The organism is Desulfitobacterium hafniense DCB-2, from assembly GCF_000021925.1.
Lineage (GTDB): Bacteria > Bacillota > Desulfitobacteriia > Desulfitobacteriales > Desulfitobacteriaceae > Desulfitobacterium > Desulfitobacterium hafniense.
Genome location: NC_011830.1, coordinates 481,176 through 497,414, shown reverse-complemented (window position 1 = coordinate 497,414; position 16,239 = coordinate 481,176). Strand labels below are relative to the sequence as shown.

The 16,239-nt window shown below is 46.9% G+C and carries 18 protein-coding genes; 5 read left to right on the top strand and 13 right to left on the bottom strand.

The window, feature by feature from the left end:
* The first annotated feature begins 235 nt into the window (after positions 1-235).
* The 5 genes from DHAF_RS02395 to DHAF_RS02375 all read left to right on the top strand — a co-directional run bounded on the left by DHAF_RS02395 (position 236) and on the right by DHAF_RS02375 (position 5,593).
* Positions 236-1,846 carry an FAD-dependent oxidoreductase gene (locus DHAF_RS02395; protein ID WP_011459116.1) on the top strand — a complete coding sequence of 537 codons (1,611 nt, stop codon included), beginning with the start codon at positions 236-238 and terminating at the stop codon, positions 1,844-1,846.
* Between the two features lie 118 nt (positions 1,847-1,964).
* Entirely contained in the window at positions 1,965-2,690 is a 726-nt protein-coding gene (locus DHAF_RS02390; RefSeq protein WP_005810083.1) for an RluA family pseudouridine synthase, read from the top strand.
* A 119-nt stretch (positions 2,691-2,809) separates the two neighbouring features.
* Positions 2,810-3,469 (top strand): hypothetical protein, encoded by a 660-nt coding sequence (locus DHAF_RS02385; protein WP_015942774.1) that lies wholly within the window; start codon positions 2,810-2,812, stop codon positions 3,467-3,469.
* A 270-nt stretch (positions 3,470-3,739) separates the two neighbouring features.
* Positions 3,740-5,026: an HD-GYP domain-containing protein gene (locus DHAF_RS02380; protein WP_011459114.1), complete on the top strand. Its 1,287-nt coding sequence runs from the start codon at positions 3,740-3,742 to the stop codon at positions 5,024-5,026.
* An 18-nt stretch (positions 5,027-5,044) separates the two neighbouring features.
* A complete protein-coding gene (locus DHAF_RS02375) occupies positions 5,045-5,593 on the top strand; it encodes a DUF5317 domain-containing protein (protein ID WP_015942773.1) in 549 nt (182 codons plus the stop codon).
* Between the two features lie 71 nt (positions 5,594-5,664).
* Here the strand turns inward: DHAF_RS02375 and DHAF_RS02370 are convergent, their stop codons facing one another.
* From DHAF_RS02370 to infA, 13 genes are all read right to left on the bottom strand, one after another.
* A complete protein-coding gene (locus DHAF_RS02370) occupies positions 5,665-6,630 on the bottom strand; it encodes an ABC transporter ATP-binding protein (RefSeq protein WP_005810089.1) in 966 nt (321 codons plus the stop codon).
* The gene (locus DHAF_RS02365; protein ID WP_015942772.1) at positions 6,627-7,625 is read right to left on the bottom strand and encodes an ABC transporter ATP-binding protein; all 999 of its coding nucleotides are present in this window, start codon (positions 7,623-7,625) and stop codon (positions 6,627-6,629) included. Before DHAF_RS02365 ends, DHAF_RS02370 begins: the two co-directional genes overlap by 4 nt.
* Before the next feature lie 13 nt (positions 7,626-7,638).
* Positions 7,639-8,568: an ABC transporter permease gene (locus DHAF_RS02360; protein ID WP_005810093.1), complete on the bottom strand. Its 930-nt coding sequence runs from the start codon at positions 8,566-8,568 to the stop codon at positions 7,639-7,641.
* 12 nt (positions 8,569-8,580) lie between these two features.
* A complete protein-coding gene (locus DHAF_RS02355; RefSeq protein WP_015942771.1) occupies positions 8,581-9,588 on the bottom strand; it encodes an ABC transporter permease in 1,008 nt (335 codons plus the stop codon).
* Between the two features lie 160 nt (positions 9,589-9,748).
* Positions 9,749-11,329, bottom strand: a complete 1,581-nt coding sequence (locus DHAF_RS02350) for an ABC transporter substrate-binding protein (protein ID WP_015942770.1) — start codon at positions 11,327-11,329, stop codon at positions 9,749-9,751.
* Positions 11,330-11,653: 324 nt separating this feature from the next.
* Complete coding sequence (locus tag DHAF_RS02345; protein WP_015942769.1) at positions 11,654-12,697, bottom strand: 4Fe-4S binding protein; 1,044 nt, start codon at positions 12,695-12,697, stop codon at positions 11,654-11,656.
* A 187-nt stretch (positions 12,698-12,884) separates the two neighbouring features.
* Positions 12,885-13,223: a 50S ribosomal protein L17 gene (rplQ, locus tag DHAF_RS02340; protein WP_011459109.1), complete on the bottom strand. Its 339-nt coding sequence runs from the start codon at positions 13,221-13,223 to the stop codon at positions 12,885-12,887.
* Positions 13,224-13,249: 26 nt separating this feature from the next.
* Positions 13,250-14,197, bottom strand: coding sequence for a DNA-directed RNA polymerase subunit alpha (locus tag DHAF_RS02335; protein ID WP_005810110.1), 948 nt, complete (start codon positions 14,195-14,197; stop codon positions 13,250-13,252).
* Positions 14,198-14,260: 63 nt separating this feature from the next.
* The gene (rpsD, locus tag DHAF_RS02330) at positions 14,261-14,887 is read right to left on the bottom strand and encodes a 30S ribosomal protein S4 (protein ID WP_015942768.1); all 627 of its coding nucleotides are present in this window, start codon (positions 14,885-14,887) and stop codon (positions 14,261-14,263) included.
* Positions 14,888-14,899: 12 nt separating this feature from the next.
* The gene (gene rpsK, locus DHAF_RS02325; protein ID WP_005810114.1) at positions 14,900-15,289 is read right to left on the bottom strand and encodes a 30S ribosomal protein S11; all 390 of its coding nucleotides are present in this window, start codon (positions 15,287-15,289) and stop codon (positions 14,900-14,902) included.
* Between the two features lie 18 nt (positions 15,290-15,307).
* The gene (gene rpsM / locus DHAF_RS02320) at positions 15,308-15,679 is read right to left on the bottom strand and encodes a 30S ribosomal protein S13 (protein WP_005810116.1); all 372 of its coding nucleotides are present in this window, start codon (positions 15,677-15,679) and stop codon (positions 15,308-15,310) included.
* Positions 15,680-15,855: 176 nt separating this feature from the next.
* Positions 15,856-15,969, bottom strand: coding sequence for a 50S ribosomal protein L36 (gene rpmJ / locus DHAF_RS02315; protein WP_005810119.1), 114 nt, complete (start codon positions 15,967-15,969; stop codon positions 15,856-15,858).
* Positions 15,970-15,992: 23 nt separating this feature from the next.
* Positions 15,993-16,211, bottom strand: coding sequence for a translation initiation factor IF-1 (infA, locus tag DHAF_RS02310; RefSeq protein ID WP_005810121.1), 219 nt, complete (start codon positions 16,209-16,211; stop codon positions 15,993-15,995).
* Positions 16,212-16,239 lie beyond the last annotated feature (28 nt).

The window sequence follows — 16,239 nt, the reverse complement described above, 5'->3', positions numbered from 1 at the left end:
CAAGAAGGGGTTAAGAGGGCCAGATTTTGAGTAAAAAATAAGCACTTGCTCTAAAGTGGATAAAAAATCTCAAGCCAATTCATGGGGTATTGACTGTTTTGAGCCGGAAGTCCTTGATAACACGAGCACAATTCAACTCTTGGAGCCGCTGGCATACTTTTTGCATTATAAAATTCATATCACATCTCCTTCACCCCTGAAAAGATAAAAAGCGACAGGCGGATAGGAAGGGATAATGCAAAAAGAAAGCTCAAATAACAAGGAGGAAGAATTAACAATGAACAGAAGGGATTTTCTCAAAAAAGCTTCTTTAGGCGCTGCCGTAGTCGCCGGCTCCGGCTTCTTAGTAGGCTGCAACACCACCGACGCCACCGCTCCCGCTTCAGCCCCGGAGAAATGGGATATGGAGACCGATGTGGCTATCGTCGGCTCCGGCAATGGTGGATTAAGCGCCGGATGCGCTGTGGTCGAAGAAGGAAAAAAAGCTGTCATTTGCGAAATCGCCGGTTTTATTGGCGGCGGCTCCATCTATTCCGGCGGTGGTATCCACTGCTGGGGAGTTAATACCTGGGAAGAGTATCGAAAGCATTTCGAAGACTTGCATGATCCAGTTCTCGGCAAGACCTATGTCGAAACCTTCAGACAGACCTATATCCCCTGGCTCCAAAAGAATGGTTTCCCCATCACCCCTGCCGGCGGCACCCGCGGCTACACCAAAGACTGGACCATGGGCTCCGGTGAACCGGGTTATCTCAAGCAAAAATCCTATTTTGATGCTCTCCACAAATTCTTTGAAAGCAAAGGCGGCCAGGTTTTATTAAGCACCCGTGTCATGCGTCTGGTCATCGATGAAGCCGGTGAAGTCTGTGGGGTTCATGCCCTGAAGAATGACGGAACCCAGCTCTTTATCAAGGCCGGTGCCGTCATCCTCGCCGCCGGCGGCTTCCAGGCCAATAAAGGGCTCACTGCCCGCTATATGGGTCCCTACGGTGATTCCATCCGTACCATGGGTGTTCCTTACAACACAGGCAGCGGCATGCTCATGGCTCAAGGAGTCGGCGCTTTGACCGGCGGAAGCTTCTCCACCTTCTCCGGAACCCTGATCGGAATTTCTCCTAATCCTCAAACTGAGGAAAACCCTGAAGCCTGGGAAAAAGCCCGCGGCAGCGATCCCCAAAGCTTACCGGGTATCGGTGATGGCCGCCCCCCTGCTATCGGTTGGGTCTCCTTCCTCTTCCCTGAAGACACGACAGGATTATTGGTCAACCTTGAAGGAAAGCGTTTTATTGATGAATCCTCTCCAATCGATGCTAAATATCCCAGAGTTCCCCAATCCATCATCAAACAAAAACGAGGCATGGCCCTCATGATCGGTGACCAGGCTATCTATGATGCCAACAAGAGCTCTGAAGCCATTATGAAGATGAATGAAGCCCAAGGCTGCCTGACGGTCAAAGGCGATACTCTCGAAGAATTGGCTGTTAAGCTGCAGGAAACCTATGGATTCTATAAAGGGGCATTCCTGAAAACCATCAGTGAATATAACAAAGCCATCGACAATGGAACGGCTGACCAGCTGGATGTTCCCCGTGTAGCCGGACACCATAAAATAGCCCAAGGACCTTTCTATGCCTTCCCGACGGGAACCTGCGCCTATCACACCTTCGGCGGTTTGGTCATTAACGAAAAAGCTCAAGTCCTCGATGTGCAAAGACAACCCATTAAAAACCTCTACGCAGCTCCTCCTACTGCAGCCATGTTCAAGGAGCCTTATGGCGGTGGTGTAGCTGCTGCAGGAACCTTCGGATATATTGCCGCCAAAGTCATCACCAAAGGGTCTGTTTAATTCAACTCTTTACAGCAAAGCCAGGTCAATTCATGACCTGGCTTTTTGTTTCACTATTCCGACAAAATGCAGCAGGAAAATCCTGCTAAAAATAGAAGTAGTAATCAACTGAGCGTAAATGAGGTTTGAAGGAGTTGGCGAGTTGTTCACGATACCAATTGTCTATGAAGATAATCATTTACTGGTCGTTGATAAACCACCCAATATCCTATCCCAAAAAGACAGTACCGGGGATATGGATATACTTACCTTACTCAAGCAGGATATCAAAATACGCTACAATAAACCCGGCAATGTCTATTTAGGCCTGGTTCATCGCCTGGACCGGCCTGTAGGCGGAGTCATGGTTTTTGCCAAAACTTCCAAATCGGCAGCGAGACTTTCCGAGCAGATCAGAAATCGGGAGTTTACCAAAACCTATTTAGCACTTATCCAGGGGCAGCCGGCGAAGCAAAAAAACACCTTAATCCACTATTTAGTCAAGGACGAAAAGTCAAATAAGGTATCCGCAGTGAAGAAAGGCGCTAAAGGGGCCAAAGAGGCTATTCTGGACTATGAAGTGGTGCATAGTCAGTCTGATCTCAGCCTGGTAAAAGTCAATTTGCGTACAGGCAGACCGCATCAAATCCGTGTGCAGTTTGCCCATCTGGGCCATCCTCTTTATGGAGATTATAAATACGGCAAGATAGTAAAGACTTCTAAAACATCCCTGACGAAACCGCACCTTGGCCTTTGGTCTTATGAGATTTCTTGTCTGCATCCCATATCCAAGGGTCAAATACATTTTAAGAGTTATCCCCATCAACACAAGCCTTGGAATCAATTTGACCTGGGTTTGCCATGACCAAAACAGGGACATATCTGGAAGAAATATCTTTTCATAATCCAAATAAAGAAGGAAAGTTATGAACTAGTGTCGAAATACACAAATCGACAAATTATCTTGGTTTCGGGAGGAACTTTATGTCAGGCGAAATGATCTGGGCGTCCTATGAGGAGGCCATTAAAAAAATCAGGTCGGTCATCGGAACGCGCATAAAAGGTAATGAGTCTAATGAAATCTCCGAGATTCATATTCTGGCCAATTCAGAGCGTAACCCCAAACAAATCGTACGGGATGTCGAATCCGTACTGGCTGCTCAATTCGGCATAGAAATCGACCACAAAATAGTGAGTGTTGTGCAACTGGAGCAGCAAGAAGATGAAGAAAGCCCTTCTCCCAACTTCCCCCCGAAAAGAGCACAGATCCGCCCTAAGCTGATCAGTATATCCTTACATACAAACAAGATGATGGCTGAGGTAAAAGTTGAGCTCTCTATGGGAGATGAGACCTATGAAGGAATTGCTTCAGGCACCTCCACAACTTATAACAGACTGCGCCTTTTTGTGGATGCTACAATCAATGCCTTATCAGGTTCCCTCATGGAAAAACTTTTCTTTGCCACGGAAGATGTGATGATCACCCGTTTAGGAAAATATCAGGTGGCACAGGTCATCATCTGCTTGATAACCCCCTTAGGCGAACAGAACTTGGTTGGCTGTGCACTTGTCAAAAACGATGAGCGGGAAGCCATCGTCAAAGCGACCTTAGATGCTGTAAACCGAAAACTATGGTTTTATTAAATTAAATTTAAAAAGATAACTTTTTAGCTATGTTGATTTTGACCGGCTTAACACCTAAAGATTAGCATTGTAAAATCGTTCTTTCCTATTTGAGCGAAGCGGAAAAGAGCGAAGCGGTTACACCTTGATCTTAAATAGATTAAAAGGGGGTCTACCGCAATGAGCAAACTCTATAAAATCATTACTGTCCTTGTAACGCTTGTTCTCGCAGGCGGCGCAAGCTACAAAATCTAATCTGTGTTAAAGCCGGTCATTCAAGATGAGGAGAGCATGTTAAAAGCAAACTTCAAATTCCGCAGCTATTTTAACTTCATAGTTTTTTGTGCAACCCTCATTCTGATATGGAGCATGTTAAGCACTCATTGGGAAATAGGTATGCTGTCTTCTTTTTTAATTTTTGCAGTGTTAACCGTTGCCAGTGAGTGCTTACCTGTAGCTCTGCCTAAGGGTGGCTACGTCACAGTAAGTTGTGCAGTCTTTGTCGCAGCGGCCATCTTATTCCCCATGGGAGTTATCCTTCCCATAGCAACCTGTGGAGCATTGATTCTCTTTGGCAAGGCGGCTGAAGATCAGCCTTTATGGAAACGTTTTTTCAATGCCTCACAATTTATCATCTCCTTAGCTATGGCTAAAACTGTCCTTATCCAAGCCGGACTCACTGATTTTGCGGTGGATATAAGACATTTACCCTTCTATCTCCTTGCCGCCTTTACGTACATGCTCTCCAATGTAACTCTTGTCTCCATTGCCTTAGGAAAAATCAGCGGCAAATCCCCTTGGGCTATTTGGAAGGGCAATATCCGCTGGTCTGTACCCAACTTTCTGGCCCTTGCTCCTCTGGGGGTCCTTATGGCTATGATTTATGTACGTTATGGCCCCTTAGGACTGATCATGCTTTCCGTACCCCTGCTGCTTGCCCGCCACTCCTTCCAGCTCTACATCGATATGCGGAAAAATTATCTTAACACGGTTACCGCCCTCGTCCAGGCTTTGGAAGCCAAAGATTCCTATACCAGCGGCCATTCCAGCCGTGTTGCCCAATGGTCTATTAAATTAGCTGAAGAAATGAACTTGCCGGAGGACCGGGTGGAGTTTATCAAGTACGCCGGAATTTTGCATGATGTGGGGAAAATCGGAGTCAGTGAAACTATTCTTAATAAAAAAGGCAAACTGGATGATGCGGAATGGAAATTTATCTGCAATCACCCCGTGATCGGTCAAAACATTATTCAGAGCATTGATTTTCTCTTTGATGTGGGATCTGCAGTGCGCTTTCATCATGAGCGCTTTGATGGTGCAGGTTATCCCGACGGTATCAAGGGCAAGGATATTCCCCAGGAAAGCCGGATTATTGCTGTGGCCGATACTTATGACGCCATGACCTCAAGCAGAAGCTACCGGCAGGCCCTTTCTTCCTCAGAAGCTATTGCCGAATTGCGGCGGGTTGCGGGAAGCCAATTGGACCCGGAAGTAGTAGAAGCCTTTTGCCGGGTTATTCAGAAGGAAAATCAGATGGAAAAACTTTCGCCCATAACAGACATGCCAATAGCCAACTAAGGGTTAGGGGGAGATGAGATGCTGCTTGAATCCATTATTTTGGCTATCCTGATCGGCTTTTTAGTTGGAGGAAAGCTTAATTCTTTGTTTGAAATAAACCTTAAAGGACTGGAGCTCTTATTTTTAGGAGCTCTTTTGCAACTTTTTGCCTTTTGGTCAGTAAAACTCCATCTGGAGTGGGCAAATTACTGGGTTATACCTTTTTCTCACTCACTATCTTATTTATTGCTGATGGGCTTTACCTTGAAAAATCGAGCCTATAGAAGCTTTTCTCTGGTTGCTCTGGGAATTGCCCTAAATGGGGTGGTCATTGTTCTTAATGGGGGACTAATGCCGGTTGACCCTGCTTATCTCCCTGAAGCAAGCCGACAACTTCTCCAAGCTGGAACAGGCACCCATGGCATCCTTACGGATTCGACCCGTTTAAAAATACTGGCGGATATCTTGTTTATAAATATCCCGGTTTTGGGAAAGCAGCTCTTTAGTCTGGGTGATATTCTTATCGACCTGGGCATGGGAACCTTTATTGTCATGCAGATGCGCCGATCATATGATATTCCACAATAAAGAAAGATGACCTTATCTTACAATAATGCAGGCTAAGGTCATCTTTCTTTATTGATTTTCGATAAGCCTTCCTAATCAAAAAGATGGCAGGCCACCCAATGCCCCGGAGAAATCTCTTTCAGCTCCGGTGCTGTTTCTTTACAGACAGGCATTTCCTTAAAACAGCGGGAACAGAAGCGGCAGCCGGCAGGGGGGTTAATGGGGCTGGGCACATCCCCTTCCAAAATAATCCGCCGCTTTTTCTTCTCCGGATCAATGATCGGTATAGCGGAAAGCAAAGCCTGGGTATAAGGATGCAAAGGATTGGCATACAGCTCCTTTTTAGGGGCTATTTCCACCAGTTTCCCCAGATACATGACACCTACCCGGTCGCTGATATGCTTCACTACATTCAAACCATGGGCAATGAAGAGATAGGTCAGCCCGAATTCATCCTTCAGATCAGCCAAAAGATTAAGGACCTGGGCTTGAATGGACACATCCAAGGCCGAAACCGGCTCATCACAGACAATGAGCTTGGGTTCTACAGCCAAAGCCCGGGCAATCCCTACCCGCTGGCGCTGGCCTCCGGAAAATTCGTGAGGGTAGCGGTTTCTTTGATGCTGGGCCAGACCGACACAGTTCAAAAGGTAAGTGACACGTTCCTCCACCTTGTTGGCCGGCAATAACTTATTGATCACAATCGGCTCAGCAATGATATCCCCTACGGTCATCCGGGGATTTAAGGAAGCGTAAGGATCCTGGAAAATCATCTGCATATCCTTGCAATAGGCCCGGCGCTGATTTTCCTTAAGCTTGGTAAGATCCTTGCCCTCAAAAATCATACTGCCCTTTGTGGGGCTGTAGAGATTAACAATAATTTTACCCAGAGTGGTTTTTCCGCAACCGGATTCTCCCACCAGACCAAAAGCCTCTCCTTTATGAATGGTAAACGAGACATCGTCCACTGCCTTCAGCAAACTGCTGGATTTGCCGAAAAAGTTGCTTTCTACAGAAAAGTGTTTGGAGAGATTTTGAATTTCCATTAAAACGCTCATTGGGCAGCCAATCCCCCTTCCTCAGCTTCTTCCTGAGCTTCTTCGTATAAAAAGCAGCGCACTTTGTGCCCGTCGATCTCCAGAAGTTCCGGGGTTTCCCTGGTGCAGCGCTCCATGGAGCGGTCACAGCGATCAGAAAAAGAGCATCCGGGCGGCATATTTAAGGGATTAGGCACCATGCCCTTGATCATATACAAACGTTCATCGCTGTCATCATCGATCTGGGGGATGGAGTTGAGCAGCCCCACCGTATAGGGATGGAGAGGATTTTTAAATAAAGTCTTCACATCAGCCTCTTCCACGATTTTTCCGCAATACATGACGATGACCCGGTCTGCCGCTTCTGAAACAACACCCAGGTCATGGGTGATCAGCAAAACCGCCATATTAAATTTTTCCCGCATATGATAAAGCAGATCGAGAATCTGAGCCTGAATAGTGACATCAAGAGCTGTGGTCGGTTCGTCGGCGATCAACAGCTGGGGCTCACAGGACAAGGCCATGGCGATCATGACTCTCTGACGCATTCCCCCGCTCATTTGGTGGGGATAATCATCAGCCCGTTGAGCCGCCGAAGGTATACCTACCATGTCCAGCAACTCTATGGTTCTGGCCAGAGCCTCTTTTTTGTTGATCTTTTTATGGATCATCAGGCTTTCCATAATCTGATCCTTAATCCTTTGGACTGGATTCAAAGAAGTCATGGGTTCCTGAAAGATCATAGAGATTTTGTTGCCCCGAATATCCTGAAGCTCCTTCTTGTTCATCCGGGTCAGGTTTTGGGAATCAAACAGAATATCGCCGCCGGCAATTTTGCCGGGGTTCTGTAAAAGCCCCATAATGGACAGGGAGGTCACGCTTTTACCGGAGCCCGATTCCCCCACAATAGCCAGAATTTCACCTTTATCTACAGAAAAACTGATGTCGTCAACGGCTCTCACCGTACCGCGCTTCAGTTTAAATTCCGTTTTTAAATTTTTTACTTCCAATAACATTGTACTCATACCCCTATTTTATTCTGGATTTTGGATCAAGAGCATCACGAAGCCCGTCACCCAGTAAATTAAAGGCCAAAACCGTAATCGTGATGGCAATGCCCGGGAAAATCAAGGTATAGGGTGCGGTAAAAATGAAACCTCTGGCCCTTCCTAACATATCTCCCCATTCAGCAAAGGGCGGTTGGACACCCAGTCCTAAAAAGCCAAGAGCCGCGGTATCCAGCACAGCTGTGGAAATTCCCAAGGTGGCCCGCACAACGATCAGGGATACGATATTGGGCAGGATATGTTTAAAGATGATCCGGCTGTCCCTGTTGCCAATCACCTTGGCCGCCTGCACATAGTCACTTTCTTTGATCGAGAGAATACTGCCCCGGACGATGCGGGCATACTCCGGAATGGACACCAAGCCAATGGCTATGACCGCTTTATCCAGGCCCTTGCCCAGAGCAGCCATGAAAGCAATGGCCAACAAGATGGAGGGGATGGCCAGGATCATATCCATGAATCTCATGATGATCGTATCTGTTCGGCCGCCGCGATAGCCGGCGATGGCTCCCAGAACAACACCGACAGTAAGTGAGATGGAAACTGCCGCAATTCCGACAAAGAGAGAAATCTTCGTTCCATCCATGACTCTGCTGAACATGTCTCTGCCCAACTGGTCGGTGCCAAACCAATGCTCGGCATTAGGATGAGTAAAGCTTTTGGACATATCGGAATAGTTGGGGTCATAGGGCAAAACCTGGATGCCCAGGAGGTTGCTCACCCAGACCACGAGAGAAATAAGAACCAGCATGATGATGATACATAAGCCGACCACTGCGGCCTTATTCTGTTTGAGTGTATCCCACATTTCCTTCAGCTGCGACTCCGGTTTTTCCACGTATTCAGCAGCCTGCAGAGTGTTATCTGAGCTTGAAACATTCGTGTTCTTCATACAAGCTACCTCCTACTTGGAATATTTAATACGTGGATCTAAAAAGGCATAGATCACGTCGACCAGCAAATTCATCAGTACAAAAACCGTGGCAATCAGCAGTACAACTCCCTGCACCACCGGAAAATCAGACTTAAGGATACAGGCTACGGTATAGGAACCGATGCCCGGCCAGGAGAAGACGGTTTCTGTCAGCACTGCTCCGCCGAGCAGACTCCCCAATTGGAGACCAATAACCGTGACGATAGGTATCAGACCATTGCGGAAGGCATGCTTGCGTATGACCTTCCCCTCAGATACTCCCTTCGCCCTTGCGGTGCGGATATAATCCTGCTGCAGGGTCTCCAGCATGCTGGAGCGGGTCATCCGGGTAATGATGGCCATGGAGTACATAGCAAGGGCCGTACCCGGTAAGATCAAATGCTGGAAAGCATCGGCAAAGGCTTCTAGGTCTCCGGCAATCAGACTGTCAATAAGATAAAATCCAGTAACACTCATGGGCCTCAGCAACGGATCGATCCTGCCGCTGGAGGGAAGCCAATGGAGAGTCCCGGAGAAAAGAATAATCAGCAGGATTCCCAGCCAAAAGATGGGCATGGATACTCCCACCAGGGCCAGGAACATACCTGCATTATCAAACAAGGAGTTCTTTTTCACCGCGGAAATAATACCAATAATGATTCCGAATACAGAAGCAATAATAATAGCGAACAAGGCCAATTCAATAGTGGCCGGAAAACGGGACATAATTTCCTCAATGACCGGTGCCTTAGTATAATAGGATGTTCCAAAGTTGCCTTGCAGAGCACCTGTAATAAAATGAAGATATTGAAGGGGAATGGGGTCGTTTAAGCCGTTGGCCTGCCTCCAAACATCCACTGTCTCCTGAGTCGCATGCTGCCCGAGGACAATGGGCGCAGGATCGGGTGAAAAAACACGCATGATCAGGAACACAATAATGGATACACCTATCAATACTGGAATTAACATTAAGATTCGTTTAATGATATATTTTAGCATCTCCAACACCCTTCGGCTCTAAAGATAAAGAAAACTTGGCGGGCGGCAAGCCTCGTGAAAAAAATCCGGCTTTGCTTAAAAACACCGGGGGGATTAGTTCAGTGTGAAAAAGCAAAACCGGGAACCGGTAAAGATACCGGTTCTCGGCAGCCTGCGCTTGCTATTGTTTGGATACTCCGGCAAATGGAGTAACACCGGTTACATGATATAAGAAGTTTTGAACATTCGGTCTGTATGCAGCAAGGGTCTGAGCATGGGAAATGGGGAGCCATGCTGCGTCGGCAGCTGCGATCTTTTCCAGTTCAGTATAAATCTTATTGCGCTCTGGGCCTGCAGGAGCTTTAATACCTTCTTTAATCAGGTTGTTAAATTCAGGGTTAGCATAGCGGGCTACGTTCATAGTCGGATCTTCATGGGCCAGCAGATACATAAAGTTGTCCGGATCTCCGTTATCGCCGATCCAACCGTAGAAGCAAATATCATAATCTCCTGCCTTAATTTTCTCTTTATAGGTGGTCCAGTCAAAGGAGTCGATGGTGGCAGTTACACCAACTTTAGAAAGGTAACCTTGAATTGCTTCAGCCAAGGCCTGACCGGTAGCGGCATTGTAAGGTCTGGGGTTGGTATAGGTGATGATATGAACATTTGTTATGCCGGCAGCCTTGAGGGCTTCCGCAGATGCCGCAGGATCATAGGCAGCTTGAGTGATGCTCTTGTCATACCCTTCCATAAAGGTCGGCAGAATGGAGGTTGCCGTCTCGGAATAGCCTTGGTAGAGACTGTCAACTAATTCCGGAACATTAATAGCTTGAGAAACGGCTTTGCGGGCTTTAGCATCATTAAAAGGTGCTTTTGAAGTGTTATAAGCCATGTAGTTGATATTCATGCCGGGAGCCTGGAAGACTTTATTCCCTGCACCGGTGATTTGATCAACCACTGTAGCATCGATGCCATCGATCATATCGGCTTCGCCATTATTTAAGGCAACCACACGGGCTGAGTTATCTTTGATGAATTTGAAAATGACATTCTTGGTCAATGCTTTTTCGCCCCAGTATTCATCATTGCGAACCAGAACGATGTTTTCATCCTTAGCCCAGCTGACAAATTTGTAGGGACCGGTGCCTACAGGAGTTTGGTTCACGTTGTTATTGTTGTCCTGTAAGGCCTTAGGACTGACCATAGGAGCACTCATAACCATAGCCAGGTTATTGAGGAAAGGAGTACTGGGATCTGTTAAATTAATTTTAACTGTGTAGTTATCCACAACTTCTACGCTTTTTACCGATCCATAAACAAAGGAACCATAGGCCATATCAGGAGTGGCCTGAGGCGGAATTTGACGGTCGATATTGAACTTCGCCGCTTCGGCATTGAAGTCTGTTCCGTCATGGAACTTGACGCCCTCTTGAAGGTAGAAAGTGTAAGTAAGGCCATCTTCACTTACATCCCACTTTTTAGCCAAAGAAGGTTCAACCTTTGTTGAATCCTTATTGTACTGCAGAAGGCCTTCATAAATATTGATCATGACCTTTGCCGATTCTCCATCATCGACAAGGGCTGGGTCCAGTCCTCTGGGCTCGGCACCCTGAGCATAGATTAATGTTTCTTTTGCTTTGTCCACTTTTTCTCCTGAGTCAGGACTCCCTGTGCTTGTGCTGCCTCCACCGCAACCGGTGATGGAAATGCCGACTAAAAGCACCATCAAGGCAAGGGCAATAAACCGTTTTCCTTTTTTCAACTTTCTTCTCCCCTTTGTTATATATTAGTTAACCTTATTTTATTCTATCACTCAATAGGATTCTGTCAATAATCTAAATCTTTTCTAGATTATAAAACTTTTAGGTAGATCTAAGGAATATTCAGTTAAGATATGGCATTTCTTAAATATTTGAAAAAATAGGTGCAGATCTCATGAGTTATCAGTGCTTCTTGATGGGATTTAAATTCTCCTAAGAGCAAAATCAGCTGACCGGGTTATGCTGGACATGGAAAATCTCCCGCAAAGGTGAGCTTTGCGGGAGATCGGCAAAATAACCTGAACAGAATGAGCAATTTGTTTCTCCTAATGGTTAAGCTGCTCCGCTTGAGGAATAAGAACTCTATACATTTCCGGGGGAATACTGGTTTCCCAATGTCCCGTGAACTTTGCCAACCCAACCACCATAAACCAGACCAGGATAAGGGCAATAGCCGTCCTTTTAGGGTCGAAGGCCAGCTCTTTCCCACCGGATGAAGGTAAACTGAATTCTAAGGTTCCTTTGACCGGACAACTTTTAATACAGTTCAGACACCCGGAGCACTCCGGCGACCAAATAGCTTTTGCTTCAGCTACTTTGAGCTGATTAGGGCAAACAGCCGTACATTTTTGGCAGGAGATGCATGTATCCCCATTTCTACGGATCTTCCAGGGGCTGAAGATGCTGAGCAGGCTCATCAGCGCACCATAGGGACAAAGATATCTGCACCAGAAGTTCTGGATAACTACCGAAAGCAAAGCAAGCACGGCAATAACGGTCATGCCCGTCACGGTAAGGTTTTTAAAAAAATCCAGCATTTTAACATCAGCGATCATATTATAAGGGGTCTGCAGAAAACCATAGGCACTGGGGCCATCCATAAGGATCAGGATAAAGACAAGGAAAAAGCTGAGAAGAATATATTTCAGAGAACGCAAAGGATAATCCAGCCAACGGGGCAAAACAAAATTCCTGCCCCAAAGCTTCCTGCCGAGGATAGCCAATCCCTCGGATAAGGTGCCAATGGGACAGATCCAAGAGCAGAAGCTCCGTTTGAATAGAAGAGAAAGGGCCATAGCCAAGAGGAGGATGACAAGTCCCGCTGGATGAATAATATCAAATATCCCTGTGTACAGCCAGGATTTCAGAGCAACCAAGGCACTGATGGGCAGAAAAGCTTCCACTCCGGCCGGACGGTGAACCAGCAAGGCGGCATTAGGATCGGCATAGGAATTAACAAAGCGAATGAATTGAATGCCGATCAACAAAGTAATCAACCCAAATAAAAGCTGCACCACCCTCCGCTCCAGAGGTGCCTGGTCTTGATTGAGCAGCTTCAATCTGCTTTTTTTCTCTTTTTTAATACTCATTATTGTCCATCCTTCTTGCACATCTTTACTCATTATTTTGGCATACATCTCATTTTACTTAAAAATTTCCTACCAGAGTGTGATTACAATCACTTAATAGTGTTTCAGCAATCGAACGCAACTCAAAAAGCCAGGCTTAATAAAGCCTGGCTTTTCTCACAGAGACCAGAATCCCGCTAATGTTTCACTAGACGAGTTCAATAAGAACCATTTCTGCAGCGTCTCCGCGGCGAGGCCCGACCTTAATGACCCGGGTATATCCACCTTGGCGATCAGCATACTTTGGAGCAATTTCTGTAAACAGTTTGGTGACCACATCTTCTTCCAACAGATAAGTCAGTGCGTTTCTGCGTGCAGCGAGATCCCCTTGCTTGCCGAGAGTAATCATCTTCTCAGCAATCGCGTTAACCTCTTTGGCACGGGCTTCTGTGGTTTGGATGCGCTCGTGTTTTAAAAGGGAGGTAGCCAGGTTGCGAAGCATGGAGCCTCTGTGACCTGTGTTTCTTCCCAATTTACGGTAAGCCAATGTTGTTCCCCTCCTTTTGCACCGAATTAGTCATCGGCTTTGCGGAACCCCAAGCCGAGCTCTTTTAACTTAGACTCCACTTCTTCCAAGGATTTACGACCCAGGTTGCGCACCTTGATCATATCCTCTTCCGTCTTCTGGGTCAGTTCTTCTACTGAGTTAATGCCGGCCCGTTTCAGACAATTGTAAGAGCGGACTGAGAGGTCAAGATCTTCAATCGTCATCTCCAGGATTTTGTCTTTCGCTTCTTCTTCTTTCTCCACCATAATCTCAACATTGTTGAGCTTATCGGTGAGGCCGATAAAGAGACGCAAGTGCTCACTGAGAATTTTCGCAGCCAGGCTGGTCGCTTCTTCCGGTGTGATACTGCCGTTGGACCAGACTTCAAGGGTAAGCTTGTCATAGTCTGTGACCATTCCGACACGAGTATCTTCAACGGTATAATTGACCTTATAGATGGGCGCGAAGATGGAGTCGATGGGAATGATTCCGATGGCTTGGTCTGGCTTTTTGTTCTTATCAGCCGAAACATAGCCCCGTCCTCTTTCGGCAGTCATCTCCATGAAAAGACGACCATCCTTATCCAAAGTCGCGATCTTCAAGTCCGGATTGAGTATCTCAATATCGGCATCGGTGATGATGTCGCCGGCCTTGATGACTCCTTCTCCTTCGGCTTCCAGACGGAGAACTTTGGGTTCATCCGTATGTCCTTTTAATGCAAGGCTCTTCAGGTTGAGGATAATGTCTGTAACATCTTCCAAAACCCCTGGTACAGTAGAAAACTCGTGGAGCACCCCTTCGATCTTTACGGATGTGACTGCCGTCCCCGGAAGAGAGGAGAGAAGAATTCTTCTCAGGGAATTACCCAGGGTAATCCCATATCCTCTTTCGAGAGGCTCAACGACAAATTTAGCGTAGGAATTATCGTCTGTACGTTCGACACATTCAATCTTGGGCTTCTCGATTTCTAACATCGGAATGCACCTTCTTTCTCGGGAACTTGATATCAACAAGCCATCCTAAGCTCATGATTATGATTAACGGGAGTATTTTTCAACGATGAGATGTTCTTGGATGGGCAATTGAATATCTTCTCGATCAGGTAGTGCGATGATTGTTCCGGTTGCAGCATTAGCATCCAAGCTCATCCATTTCGGTGGAGTCCGGTCCAAAGAGGACAGGATTTCCTTCAGGCGTGGTGAAGATTTGCTGGCTTCTTTGACACCAACGACATCCCCCACACGAACGAGGAAAGAAGGAATATCAACACGGCGGCCATTGATGGTAAAGTGACCATGGCGCACCAGTTGACGAGCTTCCGGACGGGATGTAGCAAATCCCAGTTGGAATACTACATTGTCAAGGCGACGCTCCAAGAGACGAAGCAGGTTTTCACCCACGATCCCTTTTTGGCGGTTAGCCTTATCATAGTAGCTGCGGAATTGTTTTTCCTGAACGCCATAGATCCGGCGGACTTTTTGTTTTTCACGCAACTGAATACCATATTCAGTTGGCTTCTTGCCACGGCTTTGGCCGTGCTGACCAGGGGCATAGGCACGACGATCGATCGCGCATTTGCCTGTATAACAACGATCTCCCTTAAGGAAGAGCTTCATACCTTCCCGGCGGCATAAACGACAAACAGGGCCTGTATATCTTGCCATGATGACACCTCCTTATACCCTTCTACGTTTCGGAGGCCGACAACCATTATGGGGAATCGGCGTCACGTCTTTAATCATATTGACTTCCAAGCCGGCAGCTTGCAGAGCACGGATCGCAGCCTCACGGCCGGCACCCGGTCCCTTGACAAAGCATTCAACTTCTTTCAGGCCATGTTCCATGGCAGCTTTGGCAGCAGTTTCGGCAGCCATTTGGGCAGCATAAGGAGTGCTCTTACGAGATCCTTTGAAGCCAAGGGCTCCCGCACTGGACCAAGAGATCACATTACCTTTTGGATCGGTAATGGTGACCATACTATTGTTAAATGTGGACTTAATATGGGCAACGCCAGTAGCGATGTTTTTACGCTCACGGCGTTTTGTGCGTACAACTTTACGCGCCATCTCGGTAATCCCCCCTTATTACTTTTTACGTTTTGCGCCAACGGTCTTGATCGGACCTTTACGGGTACGAGCATTCGTCTTAGTGCGTTGACCCCGTACAGGAAGCCCGCGACGATGACGTAATCCACGGTAGCAGCCGATTTCCATCAAGCGCTTAATATTAAGGGATACTTCCCGACGCAAGTCACCTTCAACTTTAATTTCTTTATCAATAACTTCCCGAAGGCGGTTTACTTCCTCCTCGGATAAGTCACGAATACGGGTCTCCGGGTTGACGCCGGTTCTGGCGAGGATCTTTTGTGCGGTGGGAAGTCCGATACCATAGATATAGGTCAGACCCACTTCAACACGTTTTTCCCGCGGTAAATCTACTCCAGCGATACGTGCCATCTAAACTTTACACCCCCATAAGCTGTTACACCATTGGGACACACATCCCATGGCTGTTACATTCATTCCAATAAACAAACCATCCGCAACAAACTCTAGTTATGCAAGGTGACAGCTCCCGCTACATTGGATCTAGCTCTAGAACCAATCAGCCGCGCAACGGTGGGCTTAATGTCTTACCCTTGCCTTTGTTTGTGTTTCGGGTTTTCACATATCACCATGACTTTGCCATGGCGCTTAATGACCTTGCATTTTTCACAGATTTTTTTTACAGAAGGCCTTACTTTCACCGTAATCCCCTCCCTTTGGTCCTTTACTTAAACCGATACACGATCCGTCCGCGAGATAAGTCATAGGGAGAAAGCTCCACAGTGACCCGGTCTCCCGGCAGAATGCGTATAAAATTCATGCGGATCTTCCCGGATACATGAGCCAATACCTTGTGTCCATTGGATAATTCCACTAAAAACATGGCATTGGGCAGTGGTTCCAGGACTTTTCCTTCAACTTCAATAACGTCTTCTTTTGACATGTTCAGCCCTCCTCCGGCACTCTATCGG

What these genes read in the sequence shown, in the direction of transcription:
- DHAF_RS02380 (WP_011459114.1), top strand. Translation starts at nt 3,740, where the DNA reads ATGTTAAAAGCAAACTTCAAATTCCGCAGCTATTTTAACTTCATAGTT.
- DHAF_RS02365 (WP_015942772.1), bottom strand. Translation starts at nt 7,625, where the DNA reads ATGTTATTGGAAGTAAAAAATTTAAAAACGGAATTTAAACTGAAGCGC.
- rpsM (WP_005810116.1), bottom strand. Translation starts at nt 15,679, where the DNA reads ATGGCACGTATCGCTGGAGTAGATTTACCGCGGGAAAAACGTGTTGAA.
- DHAF_RS02355 (WP_015942771.1), bottom strand. Translation starts at nt 9,588, where the DNA reads ATGCTAAAATATATCATTAAACGAATCTTAATGTTAATTCCAGTATTG.
- DHAF_RS02385 (WP_015942774.1), top strand. Translation starts at nt 2,810, where the DNA reads ATGTCAGGCGAAATGATCTGGGCGTCCTATGAGGAGGCCATTAAAAAA.
- DHAF_RS02370 (WP_005810089.1), bottom strand. Translation starts at nt 6,630, where the DNA reads ATGAGCGTTTTAATGGAAATTCAAAATCTCTCCAAACACTTTTCTGTA.
- DHAF_RS02395 (WP_011459116.1), top strand. Translation starts at nt 236, where the DNA reads ATGCAAAAAGAAAGCTCAAATAACAAGGAGGAAGAATTAACAATGAAC.
- rpsK (WP_005810114.1), bottom strand. Translation starts at nt 15,289, where the DNA reads ATGGCGCGTAAAGTTGTACGCACAAAACGCCGTGAGCGTAAAAACATC.
- DHAF_RS02335 (WP_005810110.1), bottom strand. Translation starts at nt 14,197, where the DNA reads ATGTTAGAAATCGAGAAGCCCAAGATTGAATGTGTCGAACGTACAGAC.
- DHAF_RS02360 (WP_005810093.1), bottom strand. Translation starts at nt 8,568, where the DNA reads ATGAAGAACACGAATGTTTCAAGCTCAGATAACACTCTGCAGGCTGCT.
- DHAF_RS02345 (WP_015942769.1), bottom strand. Translation starts at nt 12,697, where the DNA reads ATGAGTATTAAAAAAGAGAAAAAAAGCAGATTGAAGCTGCTCAATCAA.
- DHAF_RS02375 (WP_015942773.1), top strand. Translation starts at nt 5,045, where the DNA reads ATGCTGCTTGAATCCATTATTTTGGCTATCCTGATCGGCTTTTTAGTT.
- infA (WP_005810121.1), bottom strand. Translation starts at nt 16,211, where the DNA reads ATGTCAAAAGAAGACGTTATTGAAGTTGAAGGAAAAGTCCTGGAACCA.
- rpsD (WP_015942768.1), bottom strand. Translation starts at nt 14,887, where the DNA reads ATGGCAAGATATACAGGCCCTGTTTGTCGTTTATGCCGCCGGGAAGGT.
- DHAF_RS02390 (WP_005810083.1), top strand. Translation starts at nt 1,965, where the DNA reads ATGAGGTTTGAAGGAGTTGGCGAGTTGTTCACGATACCAATTGTCTAT.